This is a genomic window from Bacillus sp. FSL K6-3431 (assembly GCF_038002605.1).
Lineage (GTDB): Bacteria > Bacillota > Bacilli > Bacillales > Bacillaceae_C > Lederbergia.
In genome coordinates, this window is sequence record NZ_JBBOCT010000001.1 from 4,416,151 (window position 1) to 4,442,355 (window position 26,205).

At 34.6% G+C, this 26,205-nt stretch carries 26 protein-coding genes and 1 pseudogene; 26 read left to right on the plus strand and 1 reads right to left on the minus strand.

Going from position 1 to position 26,205, the window contains the following annotated elements; translation table 11 throughout:
* Positions 1-121 precede the first annotated feature (121 nt).
* The 8 genes from MHB53_RS21270 to MHB53_RS21305 all read left to right on the plus strand — a co-directional run bounded on the left by MHB53_RS21270 (position 122) and on the right by MHB53_RS21305 (position 5,565).
* Complete coding sequence (locus MHB53_RS21270; protein ID WP_340922174.1) at positions 122-493, plus strand: 2'-5' RNA ligase family protein; 372 nt, start codon at positions 122-124, stop codon at positions 491-493.
* A gap of 101 nt (positions 494-594) precedes the next feature.
* Positions 595-1,557 carry a WD40/YVTN/BNR-like repeat-containing protein gene (locus MHB53_RS21275; protein WP_340922177.1) on the plus strand — a complete coding sequence of 321 codons (963 nt, stop codon included), beginning with the start codon at positions 595-597 and terminating at the stop codon, positions 1,555-1,557.
* Complete coding sequence (locus tag MHB53_RS21280; protein WP_340922179.1) at positions 1,544-2,407, plus strand: hypothetical protein; 864 nt, start codon at positions 1,544-1,546, stop codon at positions 2,405-2,407. Before MHB53_RS21275 ends, MHB53_RS21280 begins: the two co-directional genes overlap by 14 nt.
* A 140-nt stretch (positions 2,408-2,547) precedes the next feature.
* On the plus strand, positions 2,548-2,976 hold the full coding sequence (locus MHB53_RS21285; RefSeq protein WP_340924904.1) for a DUF4275 family protein: 429 nt from the start codon (positions 2,548-2,550) through the stop codon (positions 2,974-2,976).
* A 152-nt stretch (positions 2,977-3,128) separates the two neighbouring features.
* Positions 3,129-3,263, plus strand: coding sequence for a hypothetical protein (locus MHB53_RS21290; RefSeq protein ID WP_340922180.1), 135 nt, complete (start codon positions 3,129-3,131; stop codon positions 3,261-3,263).
* 14 nt (positions 3,264-3,277) lie between these two features.
* Positions 3,278-4,192, plus strand: a complete 915-nt coding sequence (locus tag MHB53_RS21295; protein WP_340922182.1) for a hypothetical protein — start codon at positions 3,278-3,280, stop codon at positions 4,190-4,192.
* Complete coding sequence (locus tag MHB53_RS21300; protein ID WP_340922184.1) at positions 4,185-4,352, plus strand: hypothetical protein; 168 nt, start codon at positions 4,185-4,187, stop codon at positions 4,350-4,352. Before MHB53_RS21295 ends, MHB53_RS21300 begins: the two co-directional genes overlap by 8 nt.
* 445 nt (positions 4,353-4,797) lie before the next feature.
* Positions 4,798-5,565, plus strand: coding sequence for a MerR family transcriptional regulator (locus MHB53_RS21305; protein ID WP_340922186.1), 768 nt, complete (start codon positions 4,798-4,800; stop codon positions 5,563-5,565).
* Between the two features lie 519 nt (positions 5,566-6,084).
* On the opposite strand, the gene MHB53_RS21310 is transcribed toward MHB53_RS21305, so the two are convergent.
* Positions 6,085-6,567 carry a DUF2798 domain-containing protein gene (locus MHB53_RS21310; RefSeq protein WP_340922188.1) on the minus strand — a complete coding sequence of 161 codons (483 nt, stop codon included), beginning with the start codon at positions 6,565-6,567 and terminating at the stop codon, positions 6,085-6,087.
* Between the two features lie 559 nt (positions 6,568-7,126).
* On the opposite strand from MHB53_RS21310, the gene MHB53_RS21315 reads away from it, so the two are divergent.
* The 18 genes and pseudogenes from MHB53_RS21315 to MHB53_RS21390 all read left to right on the plus strand — a co-directional run bounded on the left by MHB53_RS21315 (position 7,127) and on the right by MHB53_RS21390 (position 26,191).
* Positions 7,127-7,759: a LysE family translocator gene (locus tag MHB53_RS21315; RefSeq protein WP_340922190.1), complete on the plus strand. Its 633-nt coding sequence runs from the start codon at positions 7,127-7,129 to the stop codon at positions 7,757-7,759.
* Between the two features lie 310 nt (positions 7,760-8,069).
* Complete coding sequence (locus tag MHB53_RS21320) at positions 8,070-9,035, plus strand: phosphotransferase (protein ID WP_340922192.1); 966 nt, start codon at positions 8,070-8,072, stop codon at positions 9,033-9,035.
* A gap of 365 nt (positions 9,036-9,400) precedes the next feature.
* Positions 9,401-10,879, plus strand: a complete 1,479-nt coding sequence (locus MHB53_RS21325; RefSeq protein ID WP_340922195.1) for a UDP-N-acetylmuramoyl-L-alanyl-D-glutamate--2,6-diaminopimelate ligase — start codon at positions 9,401-9,403, stop codon at positions 10,877-10,879.
* A 299-nt stretch (positions 10,880-11,178) separates the two neighbouring features.
* Entirely contained in the window at positions 11,179-11,856 is a 678-nt protein-coding gene (locus tag MHB53_RS21330; RefSeq protein WP_340922197.1) for a DUF3885 domain-containing protein, read from the plus strand.
* Positions 11,857-11,892: 36 nt separating this feature from the next.
* Positions 11,893-12,378, plus strand: a complete 486-nt coding sequence (locus MHB53_RS21335) for a hypothetical protein (RefSeq protein WP_340922198.1) — start codon at positions 11,893-11,895, stop codon at positions 12,376-12,378.
* 17 nt (positions 12,379-12,395) lie between these two features.
* Complete coding sequence (locus MHB53_RS26480) at positions 12,396-12,497, plus strand: hypothetical protein (protein WP_445661465.1); 102 nt, start codon at positions 12,396-12,398, stop codon at positions 12,495-12,497.
* A 1,538-nt stretch (positions 12,498-14,035) separates the two neighbouring features.
* Positions 14,036-14,563 carry a YehS family protein gene (locus MHB53_RS21340; RefSeq protein ID WP_340922200.1) on the plus strand — a complete coding sequence of 176 codons (528 nt, stop codon included), beginning with the start codon at positions 14,036-14,038 and terminating at the stop codon, positions 14,561-14,563.
* A 558-nt stretch (positions 14,564-15,121) separates the two neighbouring features.
* Positions 15,122-15,529, plus strand: coding sequence for an SMI1/KNR4 family protein (locus MHB53_RS21345; protein WP_340922202.1), 408 nt, complete (start codon positions 15,122-15,124; stop codon positions 15,527-15,529).
* 79 nt (positions 15,530-15,608) lie between these two features.
* On the plus strand, positions 15,609-16,055 hold the full coding sequence (locus MHB53_RS21350; RefSeq protein WP_340922204.1) for a hypothetical protein: 447 nt from the start codon (positions 15,609-15,611) through the stop codon (positions 16,053-16,055).
* Positions 16,056-16,107: 52 nt separating this feature from the next.
* Positions 16,108-16,464: a hypothetical protein gene (locus MHB53_RS21355; protein WP_340922206.1), complete on the plus strand. Its 357-nt coding sequence runs from the start codon at positions 16,108-16,110 to the stop codon at positions 16,462-16,464.
* 178 nt (positions 16,465-16,642) lie between these two features.
* Positions 16,643-16,837 carry a DUF6980 family protein gene (locus tag MHB53_RS26485; protein WP_445661466.1) on the plus strand — a complete coding sequence of 65 codons (195 nt, stop codon included), beginning with the start codon at positions 16,643-16,645 and terminating at the stop codon, positions 16,835-16,837.
* Between the two features lie 231 nt (positions 16,838-17,068).
* Positions 17,069-17,890, plus strand: coding sequence for a pentapeptide repeat-containing protein (locus MHB53_RS21360; protein ID WP_340922208.1), 822 nt, complete (start codon positions 17,069-17,071; stop codon positions 17,888-17,890).
* A 200-nt stretch (positions 17,891-18,090) separates the two neighbouring features.
* A pseudogene (locus MHB53_RS21365) lies at positions 18,091-19,451 on the plus strand (IS3 family transposase).
* 288 nt (positions 19,452-19,739) lie between these two features.
* The gene (locus MHB53_RS21370; protein ID WP_340922210.1) at positions 19,740-20,036 is read left to right on the plus strand and encodes a MerR family transcriptional regulator; all 297 of its coding nucleotides are present in this window, start codon (positions 19,740-19,742) and stop codon (positions 20,034-20,036) included.
* Positions 20,037-20,141: 105 nt separating this feature from the next.
* Complete coding sequence (locus MHB53_RS21375; protein ID WP_340922212.1) at positions 20,142-20,990, plus strand: SDR family NAD(P)-dependent oxidoreductase; 849 nt, start codon at positions 20,142-20,144, stop codon at positions 20,988-20,990.
* Positions 20,991-21,634: 644 nt separating this feature from the next.
* Positions 21,635-24,016, plus strand: a complete 2,382-nt coding sequence (locus tag MHB53_RS21380) for a polyprenyl synthetase family protein (protein WP_340922214.1) — start codon at positions 21,635-21,637, stop codon at positions 24,014-24,016.
* A 36-nt stretch (positions 24,017-24,052) separates the two neighbouring features.
* Positions 24,053-24,475: a FosM family fosfomycin resistance protein gene (fosM, locus tag MHB53_RS21385; RefSeq protein ID WP_340922215.1), complete on the plus strand. Its 423-nt coding sequence runs from the start codon at positions 24,053-24,055 to the stop codon at positions 24,473-24,475.
* A gap of 363 nt (positions 24,476-24,838) precedes the next feature.
* The gene (locus MHB53_RS21390; protein ID WP_340922217.1) at positions 24,839-26,191 is read left to right on the plus strand and encodes an MATE family efflux transporter; all 1,353 of its coding nucleotides are present in this window, start codon (positions 24,839-24,841) and stop codon (positions 26,189-26,191) included.
* Positions 26,192-26,205 lie beyond the last annotated feature (14 nt).

Genomic DNA, 26,205 nt, shown 5'->3' on the forward strand with positions numbered 1-26,205 from the left:
CAATATTATATAGGAATTGTCCCTCCAGAGAGCATTATTGAACAGATAAACCAATTAAGACGAGATTGGGACTACAAAGCTACTGAACCACATATTACTATAAAGGCTTCTGGACATCTTAATGATAATAAAGGTTATCAGTTATAAAGCATTTGATATTTTAGTGGACGGAGTTGATCGTATCGGAGATTCGGTACTTTTTTATAAGGTTTCATCAGAGAGGATCCTGGATTTGCATAAGAGATTAGTTGAGGCAGTTTCTCCCACTGATGCAGAAATAAAAAGCGGTTTTGAATTAGATCATTATATTCCCCATTTAACGATTATGAAGCATAAAAAAGGCTACAAGGATCTTCCACTTAATCAAATAGCATTAGAATCTAGTAAAATATTAAACGATCAATATTTGTTCAAGGCCCATTCAGTAAGATTTTATGGTCGTCATAATGAAGGTAAAAATTATGAAAGAATCATTGATATGCCCCTTAGTTAGAAGCACTCTTCAAGTAATGAAGATGAACGATAAATAGTTAACCAAGTGCTTACTCTTTTCCATCTAAAGCAGAATTTTGAAAAAGAATTACCAAAAAAGGAGTGCGCCTGTTGAAAAGTTTTATACTAAGTGTATCTAGTGTGATAATAATCGCTTTAATTATTGCTACAGTAATTTATGAACGAAATTCCAATGAAGTCACACATCCACAACTGGGACAGTTAAATAATGTGAGGGATAACCAAGAATCACAAAACGAACCAGAACAACCTCAGTCCGAGCAGTTACAACCGATTAATATAAATGATACGATTACTTACACTTTACAAAATAACGAACTAAACATAACGTACAATAAGGGAAAAGATTGGATTAGGGTTCCAGTTGAACAGGATCAATTATTTGCGGGGGAATATAACGGGAATAAACAAGAACTGATTGAAAATAGCTATATTTTAACGGAAGATCGAGTTGCATTTTTATATTTGGATGGATTTAACTCGGATGAAAAAAGGATCTTATTAACCTATTCACTTGATCAAGGGAAAACGTGGGAGGAGTCAGTGGTTACAGAACCATTTCCATCCATGCGTTTTAGAAAAGTAGATTTTCTAAATGATCATTTTGGATATGCCATTATTTCTGGTGATCGAACCATGTCACAGGAGTCTTCACATGTCTTTTTAACACTGGATGGTGGAGAGAGTTGGAACGAGACAAATAATTCAGGGGTAACGAGATTACTTTCGAATGGTGGATTTTTAGATGAATCAACTGGGTTTTTGTCCTTTGGAACCATTAATCCTGAGGAGCCGGATCTATATGTTACCCAAGATGCTGGGAGTACTTGGAGTGAAGCAACTATTAATATTCCAGAAAAATATGATAAAATCTTTGTTTCTGCTGAAACTCCAGAAAAAGAGGAAGACCATTTGGCAGTTTTAGTTAATCAAGGCCCTAACGGTGATTATGAAGGTGGAAAGGTGAAAGGTAAATTTATTTCAAAAGACAGCGGTAAAACATGGGGGTTTTTAAAGGAGGTACAGCCAAATGAAACAGAGTAGGGATAAACTAACTAAAATAATTGGCTGGATTCTATTCTTTTTAGCAATCGGATCTTTTTGTTTACAAATGGGATATTTATTCGTTCATGCAAGATTTCAAGTAGAGTACATTGACAATCGGTTATTTTACATAATAAATATTTTCTGTGTTATTTGTTTATCACTAGCAGTTTTGTTTCTGCTTAGACTGACTAAACATTTCAAATTGATTGGTGCAGGTATTGTGGGTGTATTCATTATTGTTCATATTGTAATACTTGTTGCCAGTAACCAGGAAATCAAAAACATAACAAATATATCGCCTGATTTGAAGCATGTCTTATCTATAAAAGAAAATATAGCGACTGGAGATACTGTTTACTATAGATCATATTATGGTATTCTGGCTCGACCAAAAGAAAAATTACCAGATAAAACAATTGGCGAATTTAAAGTAAAATGGTTAGCTAATGATGTCACAGCTGTTACATATAAAGCAGTAGATAATACCATTCAGCAATATATCGGTACTTACGGCGATCGTGGTAGCGGCGGCTCCTATTATTATGTGGGAGCGGAAATTCGCGGAATATGGCAAAGTAATAACATTGAGGTGTTAAGTGACAAAGAGGGAATTACTGTGACTGAAAATGCTATAAGCGAGTTATTTGAATGGGACAATATTTATCAGTTTGGTACCCTTGCTGTTGTTTTAAAGAAAAATAACGAAGCCGTTTGGACAATATCGTTAAACGAAAATTTTGAGGTTGATTCTGCTGCTTCTGAGGCAACTGTAGGAAATATTAGTTTGTATAAGGCTACGATGGAAAAAAATCAGCCAATAACACTTCACTATAAAGATTCTAATTAGATTATATCAATTAATGCTTAAGAGAAATCAAGTAATGGGGTTTAGTTTTAAAGAGTTCCATATATAGTAGAAAGAGAAAAATTTATGGAATTTTAAATTAGATAACTTCTTAAAAAGTAGGTGTTTTTTTGGAAAATAGTATGGACATGGTGTCATTTCTTAGAAGTAAGAAAGTAAAGGTAATTGAAATACCCAAATGGGGAAAGTATTTGCGTAAGAAATGGGAGGACAATTTCGCCAACAATCTTAGTGATAAAGAAAAGAAATCTATTTACCTTTATGACGATGACGGAGCATGTGGTTACTTATGGCATATATTTAGCTATGAAAGAAGAGATTGTCTACAAGAGGAACAAGCGGATATTGCATTAAACAGAAAACCAAAGAAATCCTGTTATGTTTTTTATCAACATTCCGATGAAGCGTTCATTCTTGAAAATGCTACAGCACTTACAGCTGACGACCTAATAAGTGAAGAAGATATATACGTTGTAGATAAAGAATTTAATTGGACTTATGTAAGAACGCATGAAACGGGATGGTATGGGCCTTATTTTTGCCGGCAATAGAGTGCATTCTGAATAGATTTACATATTAAGCTTTATAGATTGCAGTATCACTAGCAAACTTTAATAAGAAACATCCTTTTAAATATCCCCTAACTTAGGAATTAGACCCATGGTTATATACAATCGATAATGTGTATAAAGAGTAGGCCGAAATGACTTTTCGTATTTCTTCCCCCTTTGATTTTGCAATGATTGGAAAAGAAATATCGGGTTATACAAATCAAGAAGAAAGGACTGTTAAGGATGTGGGATATAACTTTTATATTTCCCACTCATTTACAAAATAGACTTTGACTTCAAGATGAAGGAAAAAAGTTGTGTAACGATCTTAGAATATTTAATCGTTGTTGTAATAAAACTGTTTGAGAGAGTGATTCCTATAGAACTATTAGAATTGTATTACAAAAGATATACAGGAACCTTACAGGCTTCGGATTATGTAGAGTGGGCAAAGCATAATTTGTATATGGATGTAGTTGAAATGAAAAAATTAGCCAGTATGGGTATGAAAGGGAAATTAAATATATTTGAAATTGAAAAGATGTTTGTTGATGCGATGAGAGCAGCACAAAGAGAAGCCCCTTCTAAAGAACAATGCGTGAACTATCATATAAAATTTCTTCACTCAAAACTGTTAACTCCGGTTGAAAATACTATGATGATTGTGAAAGAGATTTATGATTGTACAATCGCATATGACTTATTTGAGGAACAAATGAATTGGCAAGAAGTTAGTGATGCCGTTGATGATTTTCAGTACGGAGATAATCATTATAGTTATACAATGGACGAGATTAATGAAATGATTGTTACGCATGCACGTAGGCTATGGCATATGAAAATAAGCAAAATTACCTTTAAGGAATTTATTGGACAAAAAGTTATAACTATCGAATCAGAGCCTAACTTTATTATTGAATTTGAAAAAGGGGCTATTATTATTGAATGTCCTTGGCGAATTCGAGATGCTGATGAAATATTATTGGGTATAACAGATATCCAATCAAACCAAAGGGAATGGAAATCAGTCAAAGAGTTATTGATAGGTAAAACAATTGAAGATGTCCAGTTATTAGAACAGTGTCCACTACTTATCGTACAATTTGGTAATATGTTTTTAGACGTATTTCATGCCAGTTCCTTTTTCGATGGTTGGATTTTAACAGACCAAAAAGATTTCTATATGTTTTCAATGCATGGGGGAAGCATTGCATGAAAATGGATTTAAAATGTTGGAGATTTTTTACCAATTCCAAGTACCTGATAAAGTAAAGATAACGAAAGAAGAAACATATGGAAAAATCAAAGATTGGTTTAACGTTTTTCCAAAAGAAGTCCCCCTCTTCAAGCATGTAACGGTCGGAGCCCAATGGTAAGGGGGAGATGAATCTTGGTTAGGATTCTAGCCTAGAAAGCTTGCGTAATAAAAACGTACGTTCTGTAAGGGTTATAAAATCCTCTGATTAACTTTAGTATAGGTGGTCGTTTAAGAATCTACTACACATCATCTTTGGCTGGATAACGATCGACTTTCTTTGACTCTAAAGAGAGAACCAGTTTCTGTGTTGGAAAATCAAACTAAAAACACATATCTAGATTAGATAATTCTTTTTTGATGTGTGTGCGGAATTTGGCGTTGCTAATATAGGGCTATAGACAACTTTTATCAGGCGATGAAAGTTGTTTTTTGGTTATGCACTTACACAGTTTGGAGTAGAAAACATCTATCAGAAAATTACTGGGGCTAAAAAAATAAGCCTTGCACCTCTAGTTACGTAAGGTTTTATAATAAACTTATACTTTTTTTGAGGAGGAATGTTGATGAAAGGGAATAACATGTATTCCATTGGAGAATTTTCTGAAAAGGCAGGAGTATCTATTCGCACTTTGCATTACTATGATGAAATCGGTCTTTTACGGCCAGAAAAGCACCCGACGTCAGGTTACCGCATTTATAATCATCAAGATATCGTAACCTTACAGAAAATCATAAGTCTAAAGTTTCTCGGGTATAGCCTAGATAAAATCACTAACCTATTACATGAATCGAGTTTTACTGTTGATTTGAATGAAACTTTAAATCTCCATTTGCAAGCATTGGAAAAGGATAAAGAACGAATCGAACAATCAATGACTGCTATTAGTAGAATTATTAAGTTACTGGAGGAAGAAGGAGAAGTGGATAGCAATATATTGTTCAGCCTTACCCATAATATGCATACGGAAAATATGCAAAAGGAATGGATGGAACGGCACATGCTAATGGATGTGGTGGAAGGATTATCAAAGAAATCGGAAGAAGAAAAAAGCATTTTAGATCAAACCTTTGTTCAATTGACTAAAGAAGTAAAACAATTATATGGTAAACCTGTAGAGGATCCAAAAATACAAGAAATGATTAAAAAATATCTAGAAGCGTCTTTTGCGTTTCTGGGTGAGGATTTGGTAGAAAAGCTAGCTGATGCTGATGTGGAAGAAATGGATATTCAAGAACTTGAAGATATGGCACCTTCTCCCTTCACAGAAGATGAACAGAAATGGCTTAATCAAGCGATGGAATATTATATGAAACAAACAGAATTGGAATAAAAGGACATTGCAAGTTTGGCTAGAAGGAGAAACATTAAAAAGACAAGCAACTGAGGATTGCATAAACAGGATCACCAAATGTCGATGATATATTTAGGTTTTTTTATGTGATGTTGTGTCAGTGCGTTCTAAGCCTTGCTGAATGTACTTATTTAACAAGGGGATCTTCCATGGATAACAACAAGCGGTGGTGCTAATATTGCGTATGTAAACGCAGTTTAGCAGTACATGGACTGTGGACGTAGGTACCGACCTTGATGGAAGTAGACAGTTCATTGAGGCAGTTCCCTCTGAAGATAAAACCCTCCATTTGGTTGAGGGAGGGCTTTCATATCTTTTTGGAGGACAAGGGCCTAGACGAGCCCCTACAAGTCGCTTACATGGTTGGAGCGGGAGTTTCCCAGCAAACAATTTAGAATAATTTCTTGTAGATAATAAATAAGTTCATTTATTTCCTAAATTTTTAGGTTGATGCGTTAGAACAGAACAAGCAAGCTACGAAAAAGTAGCTTGCTATTTTTAAACGTTCAATCCTGGCTTTTGTGTTGATGGTTTAACGTATCTAGTTAATAGCCTCCGTGAGATTGGTCCAACAATTAGTAACTGAGATGGAAACGCCACGATAAAGTTCAGACCAACTGTTTTAAGGTAAGCTGTGAAAATAGAGCCTTCAATTCCTACCATTAACTCCGTTAAAACAAGTCCATATACTGACATAATAAGAACCATCATAGGGACCATACAAAAAGCAATCGCCACAATAAAGTTGATTTCTTTTGATTTATCATAGGGCAGTGATAAGGCAAGTTTCCGCGCTTTCGGCTCAACGAATGACTCAACGATAAAAGCGACGATAAATGTGATGACAAATTGAATCACTGCACTTCCTACTGTAAATGCTGAAAATCCGTGTAAAGCTGTGTTATAAACTGTCATAATAAGAACCATTCCAAAACACATGAATAGTCCGAAAATAATGCCTTCTTTTTTATTACTTGGCAAATCAAAACATCCTTTCGTATAGCGAATAAATGTAATTATATATGCCTGAAATTTTTTGCATAAGTGAAATATTTGTGAACCTTTTTAGACGAAGTTAAATTATACGTTGTTTTGATACGAAAATAGAATGTTTTAATTTGAGGGAAATGTTTCCCTTTTTAATTTTATCGAATCAATAAGAACTTCTTAGGTAGTGAATACCAGAAGAGAAAGATTATTAAAACGGACCCTATGCCTCAATAGGATTTTACTTTATTGAGATTGCTAGGATCTCTACCTAAATTCAAGTCATTAAACACTTGTGAAAATTATTATCGTTTTTTAAACGTGAAAAAATCCAATTCTTTATTCACAAAGAAATGGGATAAATATACTTATCTATTGCATCAATCCCTATCACTTTGATATGTCTTGTTCCCGCTGTGGCTTTGTATAAATGCATAAAAGTATTGAATTTCAACGTTTATTATTGCATAATTACATCAAGTATATGTATTTTTATGCTAAATTATATATATACAGACATATGAAACTATTAATTTTGAAAGAAGTGAATTTGTTGAGTTTATTTTTCGCCTATCTGCTAGTAGGTCTTGCGATCGCATTACCTGTAGGGGCAGTAACAGTTGAAATGACGAAGCAAGGTTTGAAAAAGGGCTTTATGCATGGTTGGGCTGTAGGATTAGGTGGGATGACGGTTGATTTCCTATTAATTATTGCATTATATATGGGACTGGCTTCTGTACTTGCACTACCTTATATTCAAATACCAATGTGGCTCATTGGTGCGGGTTTCTTAATATTTCTAGGTTATGATTCTATAAAAAATTCGGATCAAGATATTACTCTAGACGGTGAAAAGCCAAACAAATCATTTTTAAGCTCCTATCGTAATGGTTTACTGGTAGCTATTTCGCCAGGAAATCTCGTGTTTTGGATTTCTGTTTTTGGCGCTGTCCTTTCTGATTCGTATGATATGACACAACCAACAAAATTTTTAATCGTCGGGGCTGGTATTTTAGCCGGAATTCTCGTCCATGATCTAGGTCTACTTACAATTGTTGCGGTGACAAGGAAAGTAATGAGTCAAACAATGATCAAATGGACATCTATAATCGCTGGTGTTATTTTAATCGGTTTCGCCGGATACTTCTTATATGAGTTTGTCATGGCGATCAAAGGAATAACGTAATTTCCATACTTAATGGACACTTATGGGGAGGAAGCACACCTTGATTTAAGGTGTGCTTTTTCCTGTTATATTTATTTGATTTCTTAGTTTTTTTCTTGATGAAATTCATTTTTCTTTGTTATTAGTAATTTAAATATTTGTATAAACAGGTACTAAAGTATTCCAGTTCTCTTCCTTCTAGCGTTTGGTTACAAATAAATGTGATTTTCCTAATGCCTGTCTTCATTGCTAGCAATGAACAAAAAAGGTATTCACTAATAAAGTGGCGAAAAGATATAGGAATTGGGAATGTTTTTAAGGGGGAGAGCAAGTGAATAGTGAAATACCAAGTGTTCAAAAAGTTAAAGATGAACTGAATAAATATTACTGCTTAAATATACAAAAAGTAGCATACTTAGGAAAAAGTGATAATGTTACATATTGTATCCATACGAAGGATGAAAATAAGTTTTTACTTAAACTTCACATGGGAAGTAATTCAAAAAACATGATTGTATCTGAGCTTCTATGGCTTGAATCATTAGAAACAAACACAATCCTAAAGGTTCAAAGACCGATAAGAAATAAAAACAATGAATTAACGACTAATATTATTAATGAAAATACAGGTAATAGTTCTTACTGGACATTACAAGATTGGCTAGAAGGAGAAACATTAAAAAGACAACCAACTGACATGGAGTTAGAAAAGTTGGCTCATTTAATGGTTACTCTGCATGAACATACAGTTCGTTGGAATGTGCCAGGAACATTTGAAAGACCTTACTACAACGATGAAAATTTACTATATTCCTTGAATCAATTAAAACAATTATTGTATATAAATGTTATGTCTACAGATGATTATGAAATTATGAAGAAAACTACTGATAAAATATTAACAATAATAAAATCACAGCATTTAGGCTGTGATACTTGGGGCGTCATTCATTCTGACCTTCATGAGAGTAACTATATCTTTTGCCAAGGACAAGCATTCGCTATTGACTTTTCCTCCTGTGGTTTCGGGTTTTATTTATTTGATATTGCTGAGACTTGTTTACACCTTATTCCAGAGAATCGAAAGAAACTTATAACTTTCTATCAAAAAGAAAGAAATCTACAAAAAAATTATCCTGAAGTATTAGAGGCATTTTTCTTATGGGCTATAATACGCAATTTTGCATTTCTATCTATTAATAATGATGAACACAAGGAGCTAGCAAATGCGATTCCATTCATAGTTGAAAAGTTTTGTATCAAATACCTAAAAGGAGAAAGTTTCATGTTTAGCTAACTGACCCTTTGGAGCCGATATATAATATAGAAGGGCTTGAAACTCTTTTTTACGTTTCCCAAGCTGATTTAATTGCGATTTGCTGTTTTGTGCATCGAAAATGGAAAAGAGAACGGAGTACTATTGAATAATGGATTTTAGAGGTAGCCAAGTGAAAAGACAAGCTGAATAATCAGCTAACTTTTGAGTTATTTGCGTTTTCGTATTTTATTGGATATTTTGTTAAAGTAACTATGAGATTGTAAGTTAGAAGAGTAGCCATACTATTTAACTAGGTAATACGGACTGGTTGGGTGAACAAGAATATGGATTAAAACGTTAATATAGATAAAGAATGCAAATAAACTATGCAGAGGTGAACTATTTTGAAGCTAAAAGAGATTGCAGAACTTTTTACGGTTAAGAGTACGGTAGGTAATTTTGACGTCGAAATTACAGGTTTACAAATGGATTCAAGAAAAATAGAAAAGGGAAATTTATTCATTTGTGTACCTGGAATTAAAGGATTTCTTAAGGACAGACATCTTTTCGCAGATGATGCGGTTAAAAATGGTGCAGCAGCGCTTATTGTCGAACGAGATGTAAATATTGATGTTCCAAAGATATTTGTTAAAGATGCAAGACATGCAATGTCAGTTATCTCATCACACTTTTTTAATTATCCATCACATGGGATGAAACTTATAGGGATTACAGGAACGAACGGTAAAACCACGACTTCTTACATAATTGATAAAATTTTTTCAGACTATGGATTTAAAACAGGATTGATGGGAAATAACGGGATAAAAATTAACAGTAGAATATACCCCACCGATATTAATACTCAGGAGTCTCCAATATTGCAAAGAAATCTCCGAAAAATGAGGGATTGCAACACAGATTATTGTGTTATGGAAGTTACATCTCAAGGATTAGACATGAAACGAGTATTAGGCTGTAACTTTAGAACTGCTGTATTTACAAACCTTACTCAAGACCATTTAGATTATCATGGTAGTTTCGATGAATATAGAAATACAAAAAGTCTTTTGTTCTCGAGGCTTGGTAATACATTCTACCCTAATGAAAGGAAATATGCTGTCCTAAATGCAGATGACCCAGCTTTTGATTTTTTTCGCAAAGTAACTTCAGCAGAGATAATTACATATGGGATAAACAATGAATCTGATGTTTCTGCAAAAAACATCAGCATGACATCAAAAGGAATAAGTTTTTTGCTTACTTCATTTAAAGGTGAAATAGAAATAGACCTTCAATTGGTTGGACAATTTAATATTTATAATGCATTAGCAGGTATAACATCATCTTTAATTGAAGGAATACCACTTGAAAGTATTAAAAATAGTTTATCTCAACTAATAAGTATCGCTGGTAGGATGGAAATAGTTGATGAAGGTCAAGATTTTCTTGTTTTAGTAGATTATGCTCATACACCAGATGCTTTAGAAAATGTACTAAAGTCAATTAAAGATTTTTCAAATGGTAAGATAATTACTATATTTGGTTGTGGTGGAGATAGAGATACAGCCAAACGGCCAATAATGGGTGATATTGCAAGCAGGTATAGTGATATTGTTTTTGTTACTTCTGATAATCCACGTTCTGAAGATCCAATTAAGATTATGAATGACATCGAAAAGGGAATAAGGAAGTCTACTTCTTTCCAATATGAATTATTAGTTAATCGAGAAGAAGCTATTTATAAAGCTATTAAAGTGGCTTCTAAAAATGATGTTGTTATTATAGCTGGTAAAGGACATGAAACATATCAAATACTTAAAGATAAAACAATTCCATTTGACGATAAAGACATAGCTAAAAAGGCTATTTCAAGAAAGTAGAAATCTCTTCTTCTATCATAAAAATTCACATCCAAAATATCGACACAGCTCATTCGTTTTTATTAAGCGAAAGGCGCCAGATTCTAAGAACTATTGAAGTTGACTGGGTTCAGTTTAGGCCGCTTCTGGTTTCATAATTGAAACAGTGTAACTAGATTTTTTCATGCATCAGGTTTGGATCCCACATCCAGTTTCGCAATTAGAATTTGAGGTCAGAATCTCTTGGGTATTAAACGAAAAGCCAGATGACTAATACTAATTTAACTAAAGGGATCGCAATGGATTGGAGACAATAAATAATGAAATTAAGAGAATATATCAATGCTACTTTCCCTGGCCTTGTTTTGAAGCCAAATCTTTATCATCAATGGAATATTGGTATTCATTTCGAACTAGCTAATGGACTTTATCCATTTAAGTGTGGTTCAGATGAACTTAATGATGAGTATTTCAATCTAGTATATGATCAAGCGCTATCTCTTTTTAATGATATTATTTCTGAGGAAGATAAAATTATTTTGGTAACGAATATGTATCAGCATAAAAGTTATGTAAGAAGAAGTAAAAAGAAAATGAAGGTTTATAGTCATTACTTAAAAAGTAAAAATATAAGATTTCATTTAAAGCAAGAAACTCTTCCCTATATGTTTGATGATGAAGAAGAAGCGGAGGAGAATAGTACATCCCAGTTTTCATTATATTGCAGTAAACAAGATATTCACTACCCTTTGCTAATAAAAGCCATTTGTAATCAAGACTTCCCATCATTAAAACCGAGGTTACATAATCCTTTTCGTTTATACGATCCAGATTTATTTATTATTAATGTTAATCAAAATGTAATTTTTTACATTTATGATGATAGAGGCTGTGAGGTGGTTGCAAATGATATTGAGACGATACGCCCATTATATGAGAAATATGCAGGATGGGTTGATGAATATTGCCGTGATGAGATTGAAAAGCGGTTTAAATAAAAGTTGGAGTGTTTTATATAAAGGAGAGATAGATCATTGTATTCTTGGAGAGTAACCAAATATGATCCATTATATAGAGATACTGATGGCAGTTATTTTAACCAAGAGGAATGGACTTGTTTTTCAGAAGTAGGGACTAACGTTAGTATAGATGAAGATCTAATGACAGAGGACAAATACCTTAATGCCATTAGTGCTTTTATGGTCGAAATGGGCTTGAATGTGCTTTATATAAATGCCTTAGAGCAGTGGTCAGACGAGGTTAAAAGTCAACATGCGAATAAACTTTGGATTGGCAAAGCCATAACTGCCCAGGAAGTACTTGAGTTAGCCAAGATGACGTTACAGAATGCTATTTGGTGCAAATTGGGTGTTGAAAAGGAATTCTTTGTTCATTTTGGAAACGATTATTATATGTACATTGGTGCGAGTAAAGACTGTGTGAAAGCCATTGATGCTGTTTCACAATCTGGTTTATTTGTTGAGGATTTTGTTTCACCTTATTTAGCGGAATTCTGGTAAATGATAAGTGGTTTTTCTTGGAGCCCTCCCTTGCCCTGCTTGAGTTTGGAATTGCTTTAAGAAGATGGGATAGAAAAAGAGATTTTTTTAAAAAACAAAAAGAAATGGGAGTAGTTTAATTGAAACGATTTTTCATTAAGTTTTTGGTATATTTCCTATTTTTTTTCACAATAAATTTATTTGGGAGTGCTATTTTAAAACCTAATTTGAATGTATTAACATCTTTTTCCGTCGCTTTTGGCGGCTCTTTTGGGATGTCATTTTTCGAATATTATATAGGTAAGAAATCAAAATAGTTGAAGAAGGATATATCATAGTGGCGAAAGATCTATAAATGCAACAAGAAAAGAGCTTGTATCAATTGATAATGTTTCTGTAGAAAGGATTGAAAGGGATGACAAGTCATTATTTCATTGCAACATGAAGGACAATTCCTGAATATCATACAGATGAAAATGAATATCCATTTGAAAGTGGTGAATCGTATAAAAAGGATTTACCACTTTCTTTTCCATATGTTTATGAAGCTGGAGGAGTAAATATCGTTATTATAGCCTAGCGGTGGTTATCACTGAATAATATAACATATTCCGGTTATTATAATACTGGTTATTGTTGATATATTAAACATTGGTAAAGCCAAAGGAGATTATCTCCTAGCATTTTTATAATATATCACCAATATCTAATCAGTGTGTAACAACAATGTTTAAGATGTGTAATTACTATACGTAAGTGGAGGGAATAACATGGTTAAAGACTCAGAAGCGCACAAAGAAAACAGAAATGGTGAAGCTAAAAGACCAAAAGAACAACAAAAAGGTAAAGGTAAATCAAATGCTCGAGGCGGAAGAAATTAAACCGTCTTGTTAGGCCTCTAGATTCTAGCGCATATGAACTATTTAATATTATAAAATGTGTGCAAAACATGAAGTAGGGCCCAGCAGTATCATTTTTTTTGAAAGAAATGAGACAGGATGATTAAATTCCTGTCTTGTTTTTGTTTTTAGTGCCTGTGTCACCACTCGAAAATAATCGAATGAACTCTTGATTATTCGACAAAACCCGAAGAGTGACAGGCACCATTTCACTTCCTTCTATACTTAATAAGGGTATTAGCGATTGTCAACGCTTCTTTTGGCAATTTACCCCGTTTATAATACATATGACTTTTTTTAGGGTCGATATTGCTGCCATGTTCCTGTACGTGAGTCAATCGAACGCAAATGTAATGACAAAAGACAAAAAATACAAAGGAACGCAGCTATTTTGGCTACCTTCCTTTGTTCTTGCATTGGGTAATGGATTCATATCTTTTCTAAAATAGGAAGATAAACTACAAATGGGTACTGTTATTGCGGGTTATGCAGCTGAAAATGGTGTAATATTAGAGGATGATGAGTGGCGTAAAGAATTTTGATAAATAAATGAATGAGATTACTAACGAACAGGCCCTTTACTTCAATTAGGTAAAGCTTTTGGGACGGAAAAGTGGAGGAGTTTACTTTGTAAAAGGTGTGTAATAACTCTCGGACTCCCTTCGTCTTTTATTTCAATCTATTCGAGTTTATGAAAGAATTCTTTGTCATATGGTTTAAAGGTATATAATAATGTAGAAGCTACTGTACAAATAGGCAATGTTATTGGAGGTTTATATATGGAAAATACTGATATATTAATTAGATTAAGATATGCTCTAGATATAAAAAATACGGATATGGTAGAAATATTTAAACTTGGTGGTATTGAAGTAACAAAAGAAGAAGTGCTAAAGATGCTTACAAAATCAAATGACAATTACGATAATGAAGCTGACAATGATGGGGATATAGCTGAAAGTGAAGAGATAATAAAATGCAATAATATTACGTTAGAGTCATTTTTAAATGGCTTTATTACTTTTAAAAGAGGAAAGCAAGATCCAAAACCGGGACAACTTGAAAGACCAGAACTGTCAACAAAGAATAATGAAAGTGTGAATAACATCCTTTTAAAGAAATTGAAAATAGCCCTGACTTTAACAAGCGAGGATATGCTTGATATATTAGAAAATGCAGGGGTCATTATCACCAAAGGGGAATTAGGCGCTTTATTAAGAAAAGAAGGGCATAAGAACTATAAAAAGTGCGGAGATAAATACGCTCGGAATTTCTTAAAAGGATTAACTATAAGATATAGAGGATAAAATAAACAAAATTGTGGGTTCATAAGTAAATTCATTATTTTAGGTTTTACTGCTAAGGTACCAGGTTCTTGTTGAATTCAGAACCTGGTACCCAGGATTTCCGCCGTTACTTAAAAGAAATCGATCAATCGGTCAATATATTCATTTCATTTTTCAAACTGATTAGATAGGTATTGCTTATGGAACGATTTTCGTAGGATTTAGATATTACTTTCAAAAATAAAATCATATTAATCCGAAGGAAGCCAATAAGGACTAAGAAATGGAATAATGAATGCAATTCGCAACATTATCGAGGAAGACTAAGACGACGAGTACTCAGTTCAGAATATTAAGGATGGGAAAGTACGAGTGACTTCCTCTGTATGAAAAATAACCATAAGTACGAGAATAACTTCCTCGGCTATGGTTATTTTTTTTGCTTTAATACGAAATCAGGAGCGAGTTTTTTTAAATTAATATGAAACATATCAGTCGATAAGAACGTACAGTATGAAGGATTTCTTTATCTAACTATAACGCAGGATATAGATTAGCAGGAAAGGAGATTTACCATCTATGTGGAAGGGTTATATCCAATCGGTCACATCTGGTTATCATTTTAAAGCGCCTGCAAAATCCGATATTAGCCAAATAAAAGAGAAGCTATATGTAGAATTACCAGCCGATTTGTTAGGTTTATTAAATGAAACGAATGGGGTGTTTGACGAGTATAATAGTCCACTAATTTGGTCAACCAATCAAATCGTCAAGGACAACTTGTTTTTCAGAAATTTCGCCAAGTATAAAGATATATACATGCCGTTTGATCATTTACTCTTTTTTTCTGATGCGGGAAATGGTGATTTATTCGGGTTTCCAATATTAAATGGGAGTATTCAGAGAGAGGATATTTTTGTCTGGGATCATGAATCGGATAGTCGAAAGTGGGTTGCTTCCTCTTTAAAGGATTTTATTAAAGGGTAGGCGAATGGTAGAATTTCTGTTTAATTGTTTGGTTTTGAATTGGGATAGAATTATTTGATGAAGTTTTTGAGGTGATGAAATGGAATATTGGGATTTAGTTGAAAATCCTACAGGTGAAACGTATCGTCAGTTAATAAAAATTTTATGTAATTATTCGGACATGTTTTATTTTGTGACAAGAAAAGAGTTGAGATACGATCAAGAGATTTTGGCGAAATTTGAACCTTACACTATTGAAACCTATCAAACAAAAAAGTGGGCAAATACAGAAACAGAAGGACCAGCTGCAACGGTGTATGTAATAGAGGCAAATCTAAATACTTGTAGGCTGCTACAACAATCAGCAAAAACGCTATACGATTGGGTAGCTCCAAAATTGCCCGAAGACTTAACGTTTATGAAAAATAATTTTGCTTGGTTTTCTTGTACGACCCATGAAGAATTTGGCGGTTTTTCTATTCGATCCGAATATTATAGAAGCTTACTTGAACAAGTCCCAAGTTTGAAAATAGCAAAAGTAGAATAAGTAGGCAAGGTGAATTAGCCTAGCCGAAGAGATAGATATAAGGGGGATAAGCATGAACTGTTTTTGTGAAAGTGGGGGAACAACTGAATTAAAAATAGAAGGAGATGTTGGAGCAGATCCATTTTGGTGCAATAAATGCGATTGCAATCTCGACATAGATAATGTTCCGATATCAGGTGAATTAGCTGAGGAATTGTTGTCTTGGGCAATGAATTATGGAGAATGGATAGATTGGGAAAAAGATCGATTGATACCTAAAGGACTTGACCTTGAACAGGAATTTAACAAATCGGGAGTCATATTAACTGAAAAAGTTAAACGAGAAATTGGCGGTAATTATAAAATAAAATTTATGCCATCTACCAGTGCTAGTGTTTATGCACAAATGAAAAATGGTGCTAACTACTGAACTACCAATTGGGTGAAGTACATGAATAAGCAAATGTATTTAAATACGGAGAGTTTTACAGGAAAACATCTGTATGTAGGGGGTTGGGAAGATGTGTTCAAGCTATTAATTGAGCGGATTAAGTTCAATAACGGATACTGAGTATTCATAAGAATGAGCTATAGTGGAGAGATAATTTATGAAAATACATTGTTGTGAAAATATGTCTTATCATGCAAATTTTAAGTGCGAGATACATGAAAGCCCATTTGAATGCCCGGATAAAATAATCATATTTGATGAAAAAGATAATGACTATGGTTTGGTAATTCATGACGGTGGTTCTTCCAGTATTGGGATGATTTTTTGCCCATGGTGTGGTAAAACATTATGACAGGAAAGTAATCAATTGAAATTATTATTGCATTAATTGGGCAAACCAGTTTAGGAATGTGTGTAAAATAAGAATAAATTAGAATCAGTGTGTAAGTGTCATGGCGAGATTCGCAAAAAAGCTCTGTTCGTTTTGTGTGCTAAAGATTTTAAATCGTGGAACAAGGTAGATATCAGCCCGTGGATGTCTATGTTTTTAGGAAACTGAAATATAGTCGAGGAAGTGTCTTTTATGGATATATATTTAAAGCCTGATTGCAAAAATTGTTTTGCCCTGTGTTGTGTTGCTTTACCTTATGCCAAATCAGCAGATTTTGCTTTCAATAAAGACGGTGGGGAGCCTTGTCGTAATTTATGCATTGATAACCGCTGCAGCATACATGACAAATTAAGCGATAAGGGCTTTCGCGGATGTGTCTCCTATGAATGTTTTGGAGCTGGGCAACATGTTTCGCAGAGTATATATAAAGGTAATGATTGGCGAAATAACATGGAAAAGTCAAGTGAGATGTTTGCGGTATTCCCCATTGTTCAACAGTTACATGAAATGCTCTGGTATCTCACCCAAGCCTTAGGGCTAACAGAAACGAAGCCATTTCAAAAAGAATTAAAAAACGCTTATGACGAAACAGTACAAATGACAAACAGAACATCAGAGGAAATTTTAAGCTTAGACATACCTTCTCATCGAGAAACTGTTAACGATTTATTAGTCACGACAAGCGATTTAGTTCGTAAAGACTTTGTTCAAATGAATACAAAAAGAAAGATTAAAAAAGGACTAGACTATTTAGGAGCAAACTTAAAAGGTGCTGATCTAAAAGGAGCAAATTTTAGAGGAGCACTTTTAATTGCAGCTAACTTAAGTAATACAGATTTAAGAAAAGTGGATTTTATCGGTGCAGACTTAAGGGATACAGATTTAAGTAATGCGGATCTAACTGATTGTATATTCTTAACACAATTCCAAGCTAATTCAGCTAAAGGGAATCAATATACTAAATTACCTTATTATTTAAATACTCCTGATCATTGGCTAAGTGTTACCAAATAATAATAGAAAACATGAACCAAAGCGAAATGAATGCTATGTACTACAAATAAACACTTTTATGAAGGCCAAATAATAGATTCATATTTTTATGGCAGTAAATGCGTTAATAAGTGAATGATGCAAAAGAAAAACAGCCACTTTCTATTGAACTGCACCCCAATTGTTAGACACACTCTAACAATTGGAGGTGTAGTTTTTTTATGACAAAATTTAATTTAGAACAAAAATTAGAGGCTGTAATTAAGTATCAAAATGATTTTGAAAGTGTAAGGGATTTCGCTAGATCTTTAGGAGCGAATCATGAAATCGTTCGTATGTGGATAAAACAATTTGATTATCACGGTGTAAAAGCATTTGAAAAAACTATACATCTTACACTTTGCAGTTTAAACTAGACGTACTTAATTATCTGAACGAACATGGGACGTCTCCAAATGATGCTGCAGTCATTTTTAACAATTCTTCGCCTGCGCTCATTAGAAAATGGCGAATGCAACTGTGCACAGTCGGAATCGGCGCCCTAAATCAAAAGAAAAAGGGGCGTCCATCCATGAAAAAAGACCATCAGAAACAAAGCAAGAAAGCCGCACTAGCTGAAGGATCGGTAGAATCTCTACAGGCAGAATTAGAGCATTTACGTATGGAAAATGCGTATTTAAAAAAGTTGAATGCCTTAGTTCAAAACAAGGAAAAATCACCAAACAAGACAAAGCACAAGTAGTCTTTGAATTAGGGCATGAGTTTACGGTGAAATCATTAGTTAAACTGGCTGGGATTCCACGCAGTACGTACTACGATTTAGTGGAAAGAATGAATCGTCCTGATCCAGATACCGATTTAAAAGTGACAATTAAAGCGATCTATGACGAACATGAAGGACGCTATGGCTATCATCGTATTCGTGATGAGTTAGCGAACCGTGGACAGCAAGTGAACCATAAAAAAGTACAGCGGATTATGAAGGAATTGGGCTTGAAATGCCAGGTGCGCATTAAAAAATATCGCTCATACTAAGGAGCGGTTGGCAAGATTGCTCCCAATATTTTGAACCGCCAATTTACAGCCGAAAAGCCAAATGAGAAATGGGTGACGGATATAACGGAGTTTAAATTATTTGGGGAAAAGCTCTATCTTTCGCCTGTTTTAGACTTATTTAACGGCGAAATTATTACCTATACAATCGGTTCCAGACCAACTTATTCCCTTGTTTCAGAGATGTTAGACATGGCTTTTAACCGCTTGTCTGAAGAAGACGAACTCCTGATACATTCGGATCAAGGCTGGCATTACCAAAATGAAGCAATATCGTTATGCCTTAAAAGAACGCGGGATTACACAAAGCATGTCACGAAAAGGAAACTGTTATGATAATTCTGTGATGGAGAATTTTTTTGGAATCATGAAATCGGAGTTCCTCTATTTCAAGGAATTTAAAAGCGTAGAGCATTTTAAAGTAGAGTTAGAAAAATATATAAATTACTATAACAACAAACGAATCAAGGCAAAATTAAAAGGTATGAGCCCGGTGCAATACCGGACTCATACCTTACAAGCCGCCTAATGAAATAACGTGTCTAACTTTTAGGGGTCACTTCATTTGAGGCTGGCTGTTTTCCTATTAAGCACCAGAACTAAATGGTATTACATCCGCATCAAGACCCATAAAATTAAAGGACAGTTTCAGCGGCAAATTCTTTGTTAGAATGCACTTTTTATCCTTACTTATATAATTGATAAATGAATTAATATTATTCGTGTAATGAAATAGTTAGAGATTTCACCCTTGACTTGGAGTCAGCTCGAGGTTATAGAATGAAGTTCAGCCGACCTGAGAGGAAGAGATGCTAAGGTGAGTGATACGTTCACAATAAAAGAAATGTCGCAGATAAGCGGTTTGAGTGAGGATACTATTCGCTACTATGAGAAAATTCGACTTCTCCCACAAGCCAAACGAAAAGATAATGGGCATCGGTACTATGGCTTAACTGATAAAGACATCATGCTTTTAATTACATGTTTGAAAAAGACAGGAATGACACTAGACGAGATAAAGCCATTTTTGTCTCTTCCATATGATGTAAACGTTCAATTGGATGATAATTTAAAAGGTCTTCTGCAAAGTCACAAGAAAAAAGTCGAAGTTTAAATCAAAGAAATGCAAAAAGTTTTGGAACTCATTAATTATAAATTAGAAAATAATGAAAACTTCGGGAAAGTACCTTACACCAAATAAAACATGGAGGCATGCTAAATGCATTCTAAAAAGCAAAATACGATAGCTCTTGTTACAGGCGCAAAGTCTGGAGTTGGTTTCGAATTAACAAAACGATTGCTTTCTGAAGGAATGCAAGTAATCGCTTTAATTCGATCTGAATTTCAGAGTGGCGATAGTCTTATTCAAGAATCTCTAGAGACTAATAACCTTCGAGTCTATAAAGCGGATTTAAGCGACTTCAAAAGTTTGAAAGCAGCGCTGAAGGATATCAAATCGAGCGAAGAACGAATAGATTTGATTTTTAATAATGCAGGTGTTATGCCTGAGAAGATAACATACTCCAGCCAGGGACGGGAAATGCAATTTGAGATACATGCTGTAGTTCCTTATATCATCTTTATGGAATTAAGAGAACTACTGTTAAACGGAGGGATGAAAACAATTGTCAATACTTCTTCCAATACTTTGCTGATGGTGAAACAATTTGAACTAGAGACGCTGGAGAAACCGACCAAATTCAAAAAATTACTTGGCGGGTATGCAACTTCTAAACTAGCTCTTTCTCTATGGACGCAAGCAGCATCACAGACAGATTTTGCAGAAGGTATCGAAATAAGGAGTGTTTGCCCAGGACCAAATAAAACTCCAATGAGCGGAAGTTCAGGCATGCCTATATTTATGATTCCCATTCAGAATTTATTCTTTTCCCCTCCAAGCACGGGGGCAGCACGTCTATATGAGGCAGCATTCGGAGAATTTAAAGGTAAAACGGGCGTCTTCCTCAACAAGGGAAAAATTACTCCTATAAAATTTATACAAAAAAGTCAGAGTGTTTTAGAAAAAGTAGATTCTATTTATAAGCTGGATTATATTAGAAGTAGATGATTCAGTAAGTGACAACATTAACTTATTAATCGTTGCATAAGGTCAATCCTAAAAACGTAACTCTAGATAATCAGGGACCCTGGACATTTAAAAAGTGTGCAAATAGCGATTCTTAATAACAATGAAGAGAAGATTAAGCGTGATGCGAATTCTATGTTCTCCCATGATTGCTTAATGAATAAGACGTCAGACGTACATTTCGCAAATTGGAATTACTCGTATCTTCGTACGGATTCACTTCATTCGACCAGTTATGATCGGTCTTGCCAATAATTTTTATTAAACCTTTTAATTGAACAATAAAAAGTGAAGCCCCTTCTTTCGTTGGCACACAACGTTCGAATGGGTTTTCTTTATCTATTTATGTAGATTAAGTTTTTTAGAACAAGGGGAAATATGGTAATAGGTTTATTTTTAAAAAGGAAATACAAACAGCAGAAGGAATAAATATTATTGATCCTATTACGATTGTACATAATCTAATGGATGAAATGATGTTCCTGAATGAGTTTTATAGAAAATATATGAGAATCATAAAATGAATAATTCGCGAAGAATTCATATATGTTATTGTTAAGAAGTAATGGTGGGACAAGGAACTTGACCACATATATTAGAAAACATGAAGTAGAGGTATATATAATATGGATGAAGAGCTAATAAAAAATGCCGATGCATGCTATCGGCTTGCTGAGCAGAAGGCTGCTCAGTATTTTCAATCCCTTTATGTGCAAGTTATAGACAAGACCTATGTTCCTACTTTAACAAAAGATATAAAATTATGGAAATACAACCATATTCATCATTCATTATTATCTCTTTTTTCGCGTGGAAAAAGAACCCCTGATTCGCAAGAGTATTACAATTATATTCGATGGTTGGATTACGCAGGCAAACTAGATAATTACCTAGATCGAAGCGTCTCCTATATTTACATGCGTGATTTAGGTAAAGCCCTGAACTCAACTGACACACAGATCAGGGTTGGACGAATGGTTGACAGTTTAAAAAAACATCTGATTCATTCCACGGCAGCAGACCGAGGTGACAGAACTGAAACGATCAGTATGGCTGGGTTATACCGGATAGCCCAGAAGGAAGGTATTGAATCCACCATGATCTGGGTGATAAACAAACTAAAGACTGTATCCTCCAATATTCCAAAAGGGATGGATGCTGAGCAAGCCCAACGAAAACTAATCAAAGTCATTGCCGGGGTAATCATGCACGAGGTTGAAGAGATGAACGATGAGATATCTGCTGAAGAACGTGCTCAAAAACTTGATGAAGCTATTAGGCTTGGGTATTCCTATGGTTTGACATATCCCTTTATTGACGATCTTCTAGATGCCAAAATCTTATCCGCTAAAGAGGAAAAGCAATATTCCGATTTAATACGTACCACGCTTATCACAGGAACTGTACCGGAATTGGGTGAGTGGACTGGAAATAACATGGATCTGATCCAATATATTCATTCAGAACTTCGAGATGCCTTTGAGTATATTAATGCACATCAGCGACAAGAGACGAGGAAAAAGTTTGCTGAGCAATGTTATGTATTTTTTAATTCACAGGAAGTAGACCGTAAGAAGGATCTATCCAATGCGAATTACACCAATGAAGAGCTTTATATACCCGTCATTTTAAAATCCTCTTCTTCACGATTGATTGTCCGTTCAGTAATAAGTGCTTCAGGGGATGAAGGATTTGACAACAGAACATTCTTCTACGGTATTTATAACCAGTTGGCTGATGATTTTGCAGATATGTTTGATGACATGAAGAATGGTGCGGTAACGCCCTATACCTACTATATGAAATATCATGATAAACGCCCGGATCTTATAAATCCTTTTGAATTATATTGGACGGTCATTTCCAATTTGATCCATAACGTATATCATTCAGATGCCAAATCCTGCGAGTTGATTCTGGATCGAGCAATAAACGGATTGAAACGGTTTAAAGAACGAATGGGAACTAAAAAATATAACGAAGTTATGGAGCTATTTGCTTCTGGAAATCCAAAATTCAATAAAGTCATCCAAAATGTAGTTCGGAAAGCGGATGATGTCGATTTTTTTGATAAACTGCTCCGAGACCATATGATTACCATTCTAAAAAATGAACGGAAGGAGCAGGAAGACTTTTTAAATACGGTCGAAACCGTACGTAATAAGATCAACAACATCTTAATAATCCCTAAAATCGAGAATGATTCTTTGATGGAAGAGCCATTGATTGATGCGGCAAATTACAGTTTGGAAGGTGACGGAAAGCGAATCCGGCCAATAGTTACTTGGGTTATGGGCGTTAACGAATATGGAATAAAAAGTTCAGCAATCGTACCACTTTTGAAATCATTAGAATATATGCATACGGCATCCCTAATCTTTGATGATCTACCATCCCAGGATAATGCGTCCATTCGTAGGGGGCGTCCAACTCTACATCAGGTGTATAACACTGCTATAGCAGAATTAACCGGCCTCTTTCTGACTCAGAAGGCAATCTGGGAACAAGCATCTCTTGACCAGTTTGATTCGAAAACTGTGCTTAACTTGGTTCAATACTCAGCCAAGGTGACAGGGGATATGTGTATGGGACAGGCGATGGATTTGGATTCCAAAGGGCAACAATTGACACTGGAACAATTGAATATGATGAGCTTTTATAAAACTGGGTTAGCATTCGAGGCATCCCTCATAATGCCTGCAATTCTCGCCCATGCGAAGGATTTAGAAATGGAAGCTTTAAAAAAGTTCGCCTATCATGCCGGCATTGCTTTTCAGATTAAAGATGACTTGCTTGATGTTGAAGGAGATTTGATCTTACTCGGAAAATCGATTGGAAAAGATGCTGAAAACAACAATTCGACATTTGTGTCAATCCTTGGAGTTGTTGGCGCCAGAAAAGAGATGTGGGAACATTACTGCCTTGCGATAGAAGCGTTGCAAGAGGTGCCACGCAATACCACTTTTCTGAAGCAATTATTAAAGTATATTGTGAACCGGGACCATTAAGAATTTGTTATACCTGTATATAATTGAGGTGATACGGTGTCTGTAAAAGGTTTAAATCATTTTTTATTTTCTGTGTCTAATTTAGAGAACTCTATTGAGTTTTATAAAAATGTGTTTGATGCAAAGTTGTTAGTTAAAGGTAGAACTACTGCTTATTTTGATTTAGATGGTATGTGGCTTGCTCTTAATGAAGAAAAAGATATTCCTCGTAATGAAATAAGCCAATCATACACACATATAGCTTTTTCAATTGAAGAGACAGAATTTGATTATATGTATGAGAAATTAAAGCAATTGAACGTAAACATCCTATTGGGACGTCAAAGAGACAAAAGAGATAAAAAGTCAATTTACTTTATTGACCCAGATGGTCATAAGTTTGAATTTCATACGGGTACTTTAGAAGATAGACTGGAATATTATAAACAAGAAAAAGCACATATGGAGTTTGATGATTAACGGATTTCTCTTTAACAGATGTTATTGCAAAATGGACACGAAAATGATCAATTTTTTATATGTGAATAAACCGATTGAATAATATAAGAGTATGTTTTGATCAGTCTTTATTCAAAATATACTCTTTCTATTTTTCCTTACATAAGATTATTAGTATTAATGCAACCAACCTTTAATTCAAAACATTTACCAACAATAAACTTGGTTAAAAAATAGATACATTCCTTTTAAACAGACTAGGTAGGAGAGTAGTATAAGAATATTTTTAATAGTTCGGCTAGTTTTGGGATAATTCTGATGTTAAAACTCAAATTTTCGTGTAAAATTACAAAGATATCCCATCTTAGAGAGGAGCATGGCCTGGTGATAAAAGACATGACAGAGGGCCGCCCGCTTAAACTAATATTTGCGTTTACAATGCCAATGTTGATCGGCGGAGTGTTTCAACAGTTTTATAATGTGGCGGACACCTTGATTGTAGGAAACTTTGTAGGATCTCGTGCTCTTGCTGCTGTAGGTGCTACAGGTTCCACTTTATTTTTTATACTTTCTCTTACTTTGGGGCTTACAAATGCTTTTTCTATTGTGATGTCCCAGTACTTTGGTGCTAAAAATGAAGAAATGGTCCGAAAAACAATGGTCAGTTCTATTTACATCACAATGCTATGCATAATTGTATTGTGTTTTGTGGGGATATTTGGAGCTAGATCGCTTATGGAATTATTGAAAACGCCACCTGACATTATCAACGATGCCACTCTATACATTCAAATTTGTGTTGGTGGTAGTGTGGGATTACTTATTTATAACGGTGCTGCTGCAGTTCTTCGGGCAGTTGGTGATAGTAGAACGCCTTTATACTTTTTAATTCTTTCTTCTATTCTAAACGTATTATTAGATTTACTATTTGTAATCGTTTTCGATATGGCAGTAATGGGTGTAGCAATAGCAACAGTGATAGCCCAGGTTATTTCTGCTGTACTTTGTGTAATTTATATATACAAAAAGTTTCATATTTTTCGCGTATCACGTTCAGAATGGGGCTTGCATTGGGGAAATATCGGATTGATTTCTAAAATTGGCGTGCCCATGGGGTTACAAAGTTTGTTAATATCTATTGGTGAAATGGCCGTCACAGGAGTTGTGAACGCTTATGGAACGAATGCAGTTGCAGCTTATACAACTAGTTTGAGAGTGCAACAGTTTGCTACTCTTGCCTATCTTAATATTGCCCAAGCATTTGCCACCTTTGCCGCACAAAATCTAGGTGCTAAGAAGCCGGCACGGATACAAGATGCTTTTAAAAAGGTTGCACTTATTACGGTTGGTCTAAGTATTTTTTCTTCGATATTGATCTTCCTGTTTGGAGATGTAATTATAAGATGGTTTATTTCTGATCAAGATTCCCATCTTGAAACAATAGTAGAAATGTCCGGAGAATTCTTGCTTATCAGTGCCTGCTTCTTCCCTTTTTTAGGACTTATATGGCTTTACAACAATACATTGCGTGGGATGGGCGTTGTCACTATTCCATTAATATCAAGTGTTGTTGAGTTAATATCTAAGGTAGGGCTCTCCTTATTACTTGGGATGATGTTTGGCTATATTGGTGTATGGTATGCAGGGCCAATCGGATGGGCGCTTGGATTAATCCCGTCTTTTTTTGAATATCATAGTGGCAGATGGAAACGCTTGGCTGATCGGATTGTAGGGTAGATAAGACTATAAAT

Coding starts and splice junctions, on each gene's coding strand:
- MHB53_RS21270 (WP_340922174.1), top strand. CDS start 122: ATGATAATAAAGGTTATCAGTTATAAAGCATTTGATATTTTAGTGGAC.
- MHB53_RS21280 (WP_340922179.1), top strand. CDS start 1,544: ATGAAACAGAGTAGGGATAAACTAACTAAAATAATTGGCTGGATTCTA.
- MHB53_RS21285 (WP_340924904.1), top strand. CDS start 2,548: ATGGACATGGTGTCATTTCTTAGAAGTAAGAAAGTAAAGGTAATTGAA.
- MHB53_RS21290 (WP_340922180.1), top strand. CDS start 3,129: ATGACTTTTCGTATTTCTTCCCCCTTTGATTTTGCAATGATTGGAAAA.
- MHB53_RS21295 (WP_340922182.1), top strand. CDS start 3,278: ATGAAGGAAAAAAGTTGTGTAACGATCTTAGAATATTTAATCGTTGTT.
- MHB53_RS21305 (WP_340922186.1), top strand. CDS start 4,798: ATGAAAGGGAATAACATGTATTCCATTGGAGAATTTTCTGAAAAGGCA.
- MHB53_RS21330 (WP_340922197.1), top strand. CDS start 11,179: ATGAAATTAAGAGAATATATCAATGCTACTTTCCCTGGCCTTGTTTTG.
- MHB53_RS21340 (WP_340922200.1), top strand. CDS start 14,036: ATGGAAAATACTGATATATTAATTAGATTAAGATATGCTCTAGATATA.
- MHB53_RS21345 (WP_340922202.1), top strand. CDS start 15,122: ATGTGGAAGGGTTATATCCAATCGGTCACATCTGGTTATCATTTTAAA.
- MHB53_RS21350 (WP_340922204.1), top strand. CDS start 15,609: ATGGAATATTGGGATTTAGTTGAAAATCCTACAGGTGAAACGTATCGT.
- MHB53_RS21355 (WP_340922206.1), top strand. CDS start 16,108: ATGAACTGTTTTTGTGAAAGTGGGGGAACAACTGAATTAAAAATAGAA.
- MHB53_RS26485 (WP_445661466.1), top strand. CDS start 16,643: ATGAAAATACATTGTTGTGAAAATATGTCTTATCATGCAAATTTTAAG.
- MHB53_RS21360 (WP_340922208.1), top strand. CDS start 17,069: ATGGATATATATTTAAAGCCTGATTGCAAAAATTGTTTTGCCCTGTGT.
- MHB53_RS21375 (WP_340922212.1), top strand. CDS start 20,142: ATGCATTCTAAAAAGCAAAATACGATAGCTCTTGTTACAGGCGCAAAG.
- MHB53_RS21380 (WP_340922214.1), top strand. CDS start 21,635: ATGGATGAAGAGCTAATAAAAAATGCCGATGCATGCTATCGGCTTGCT.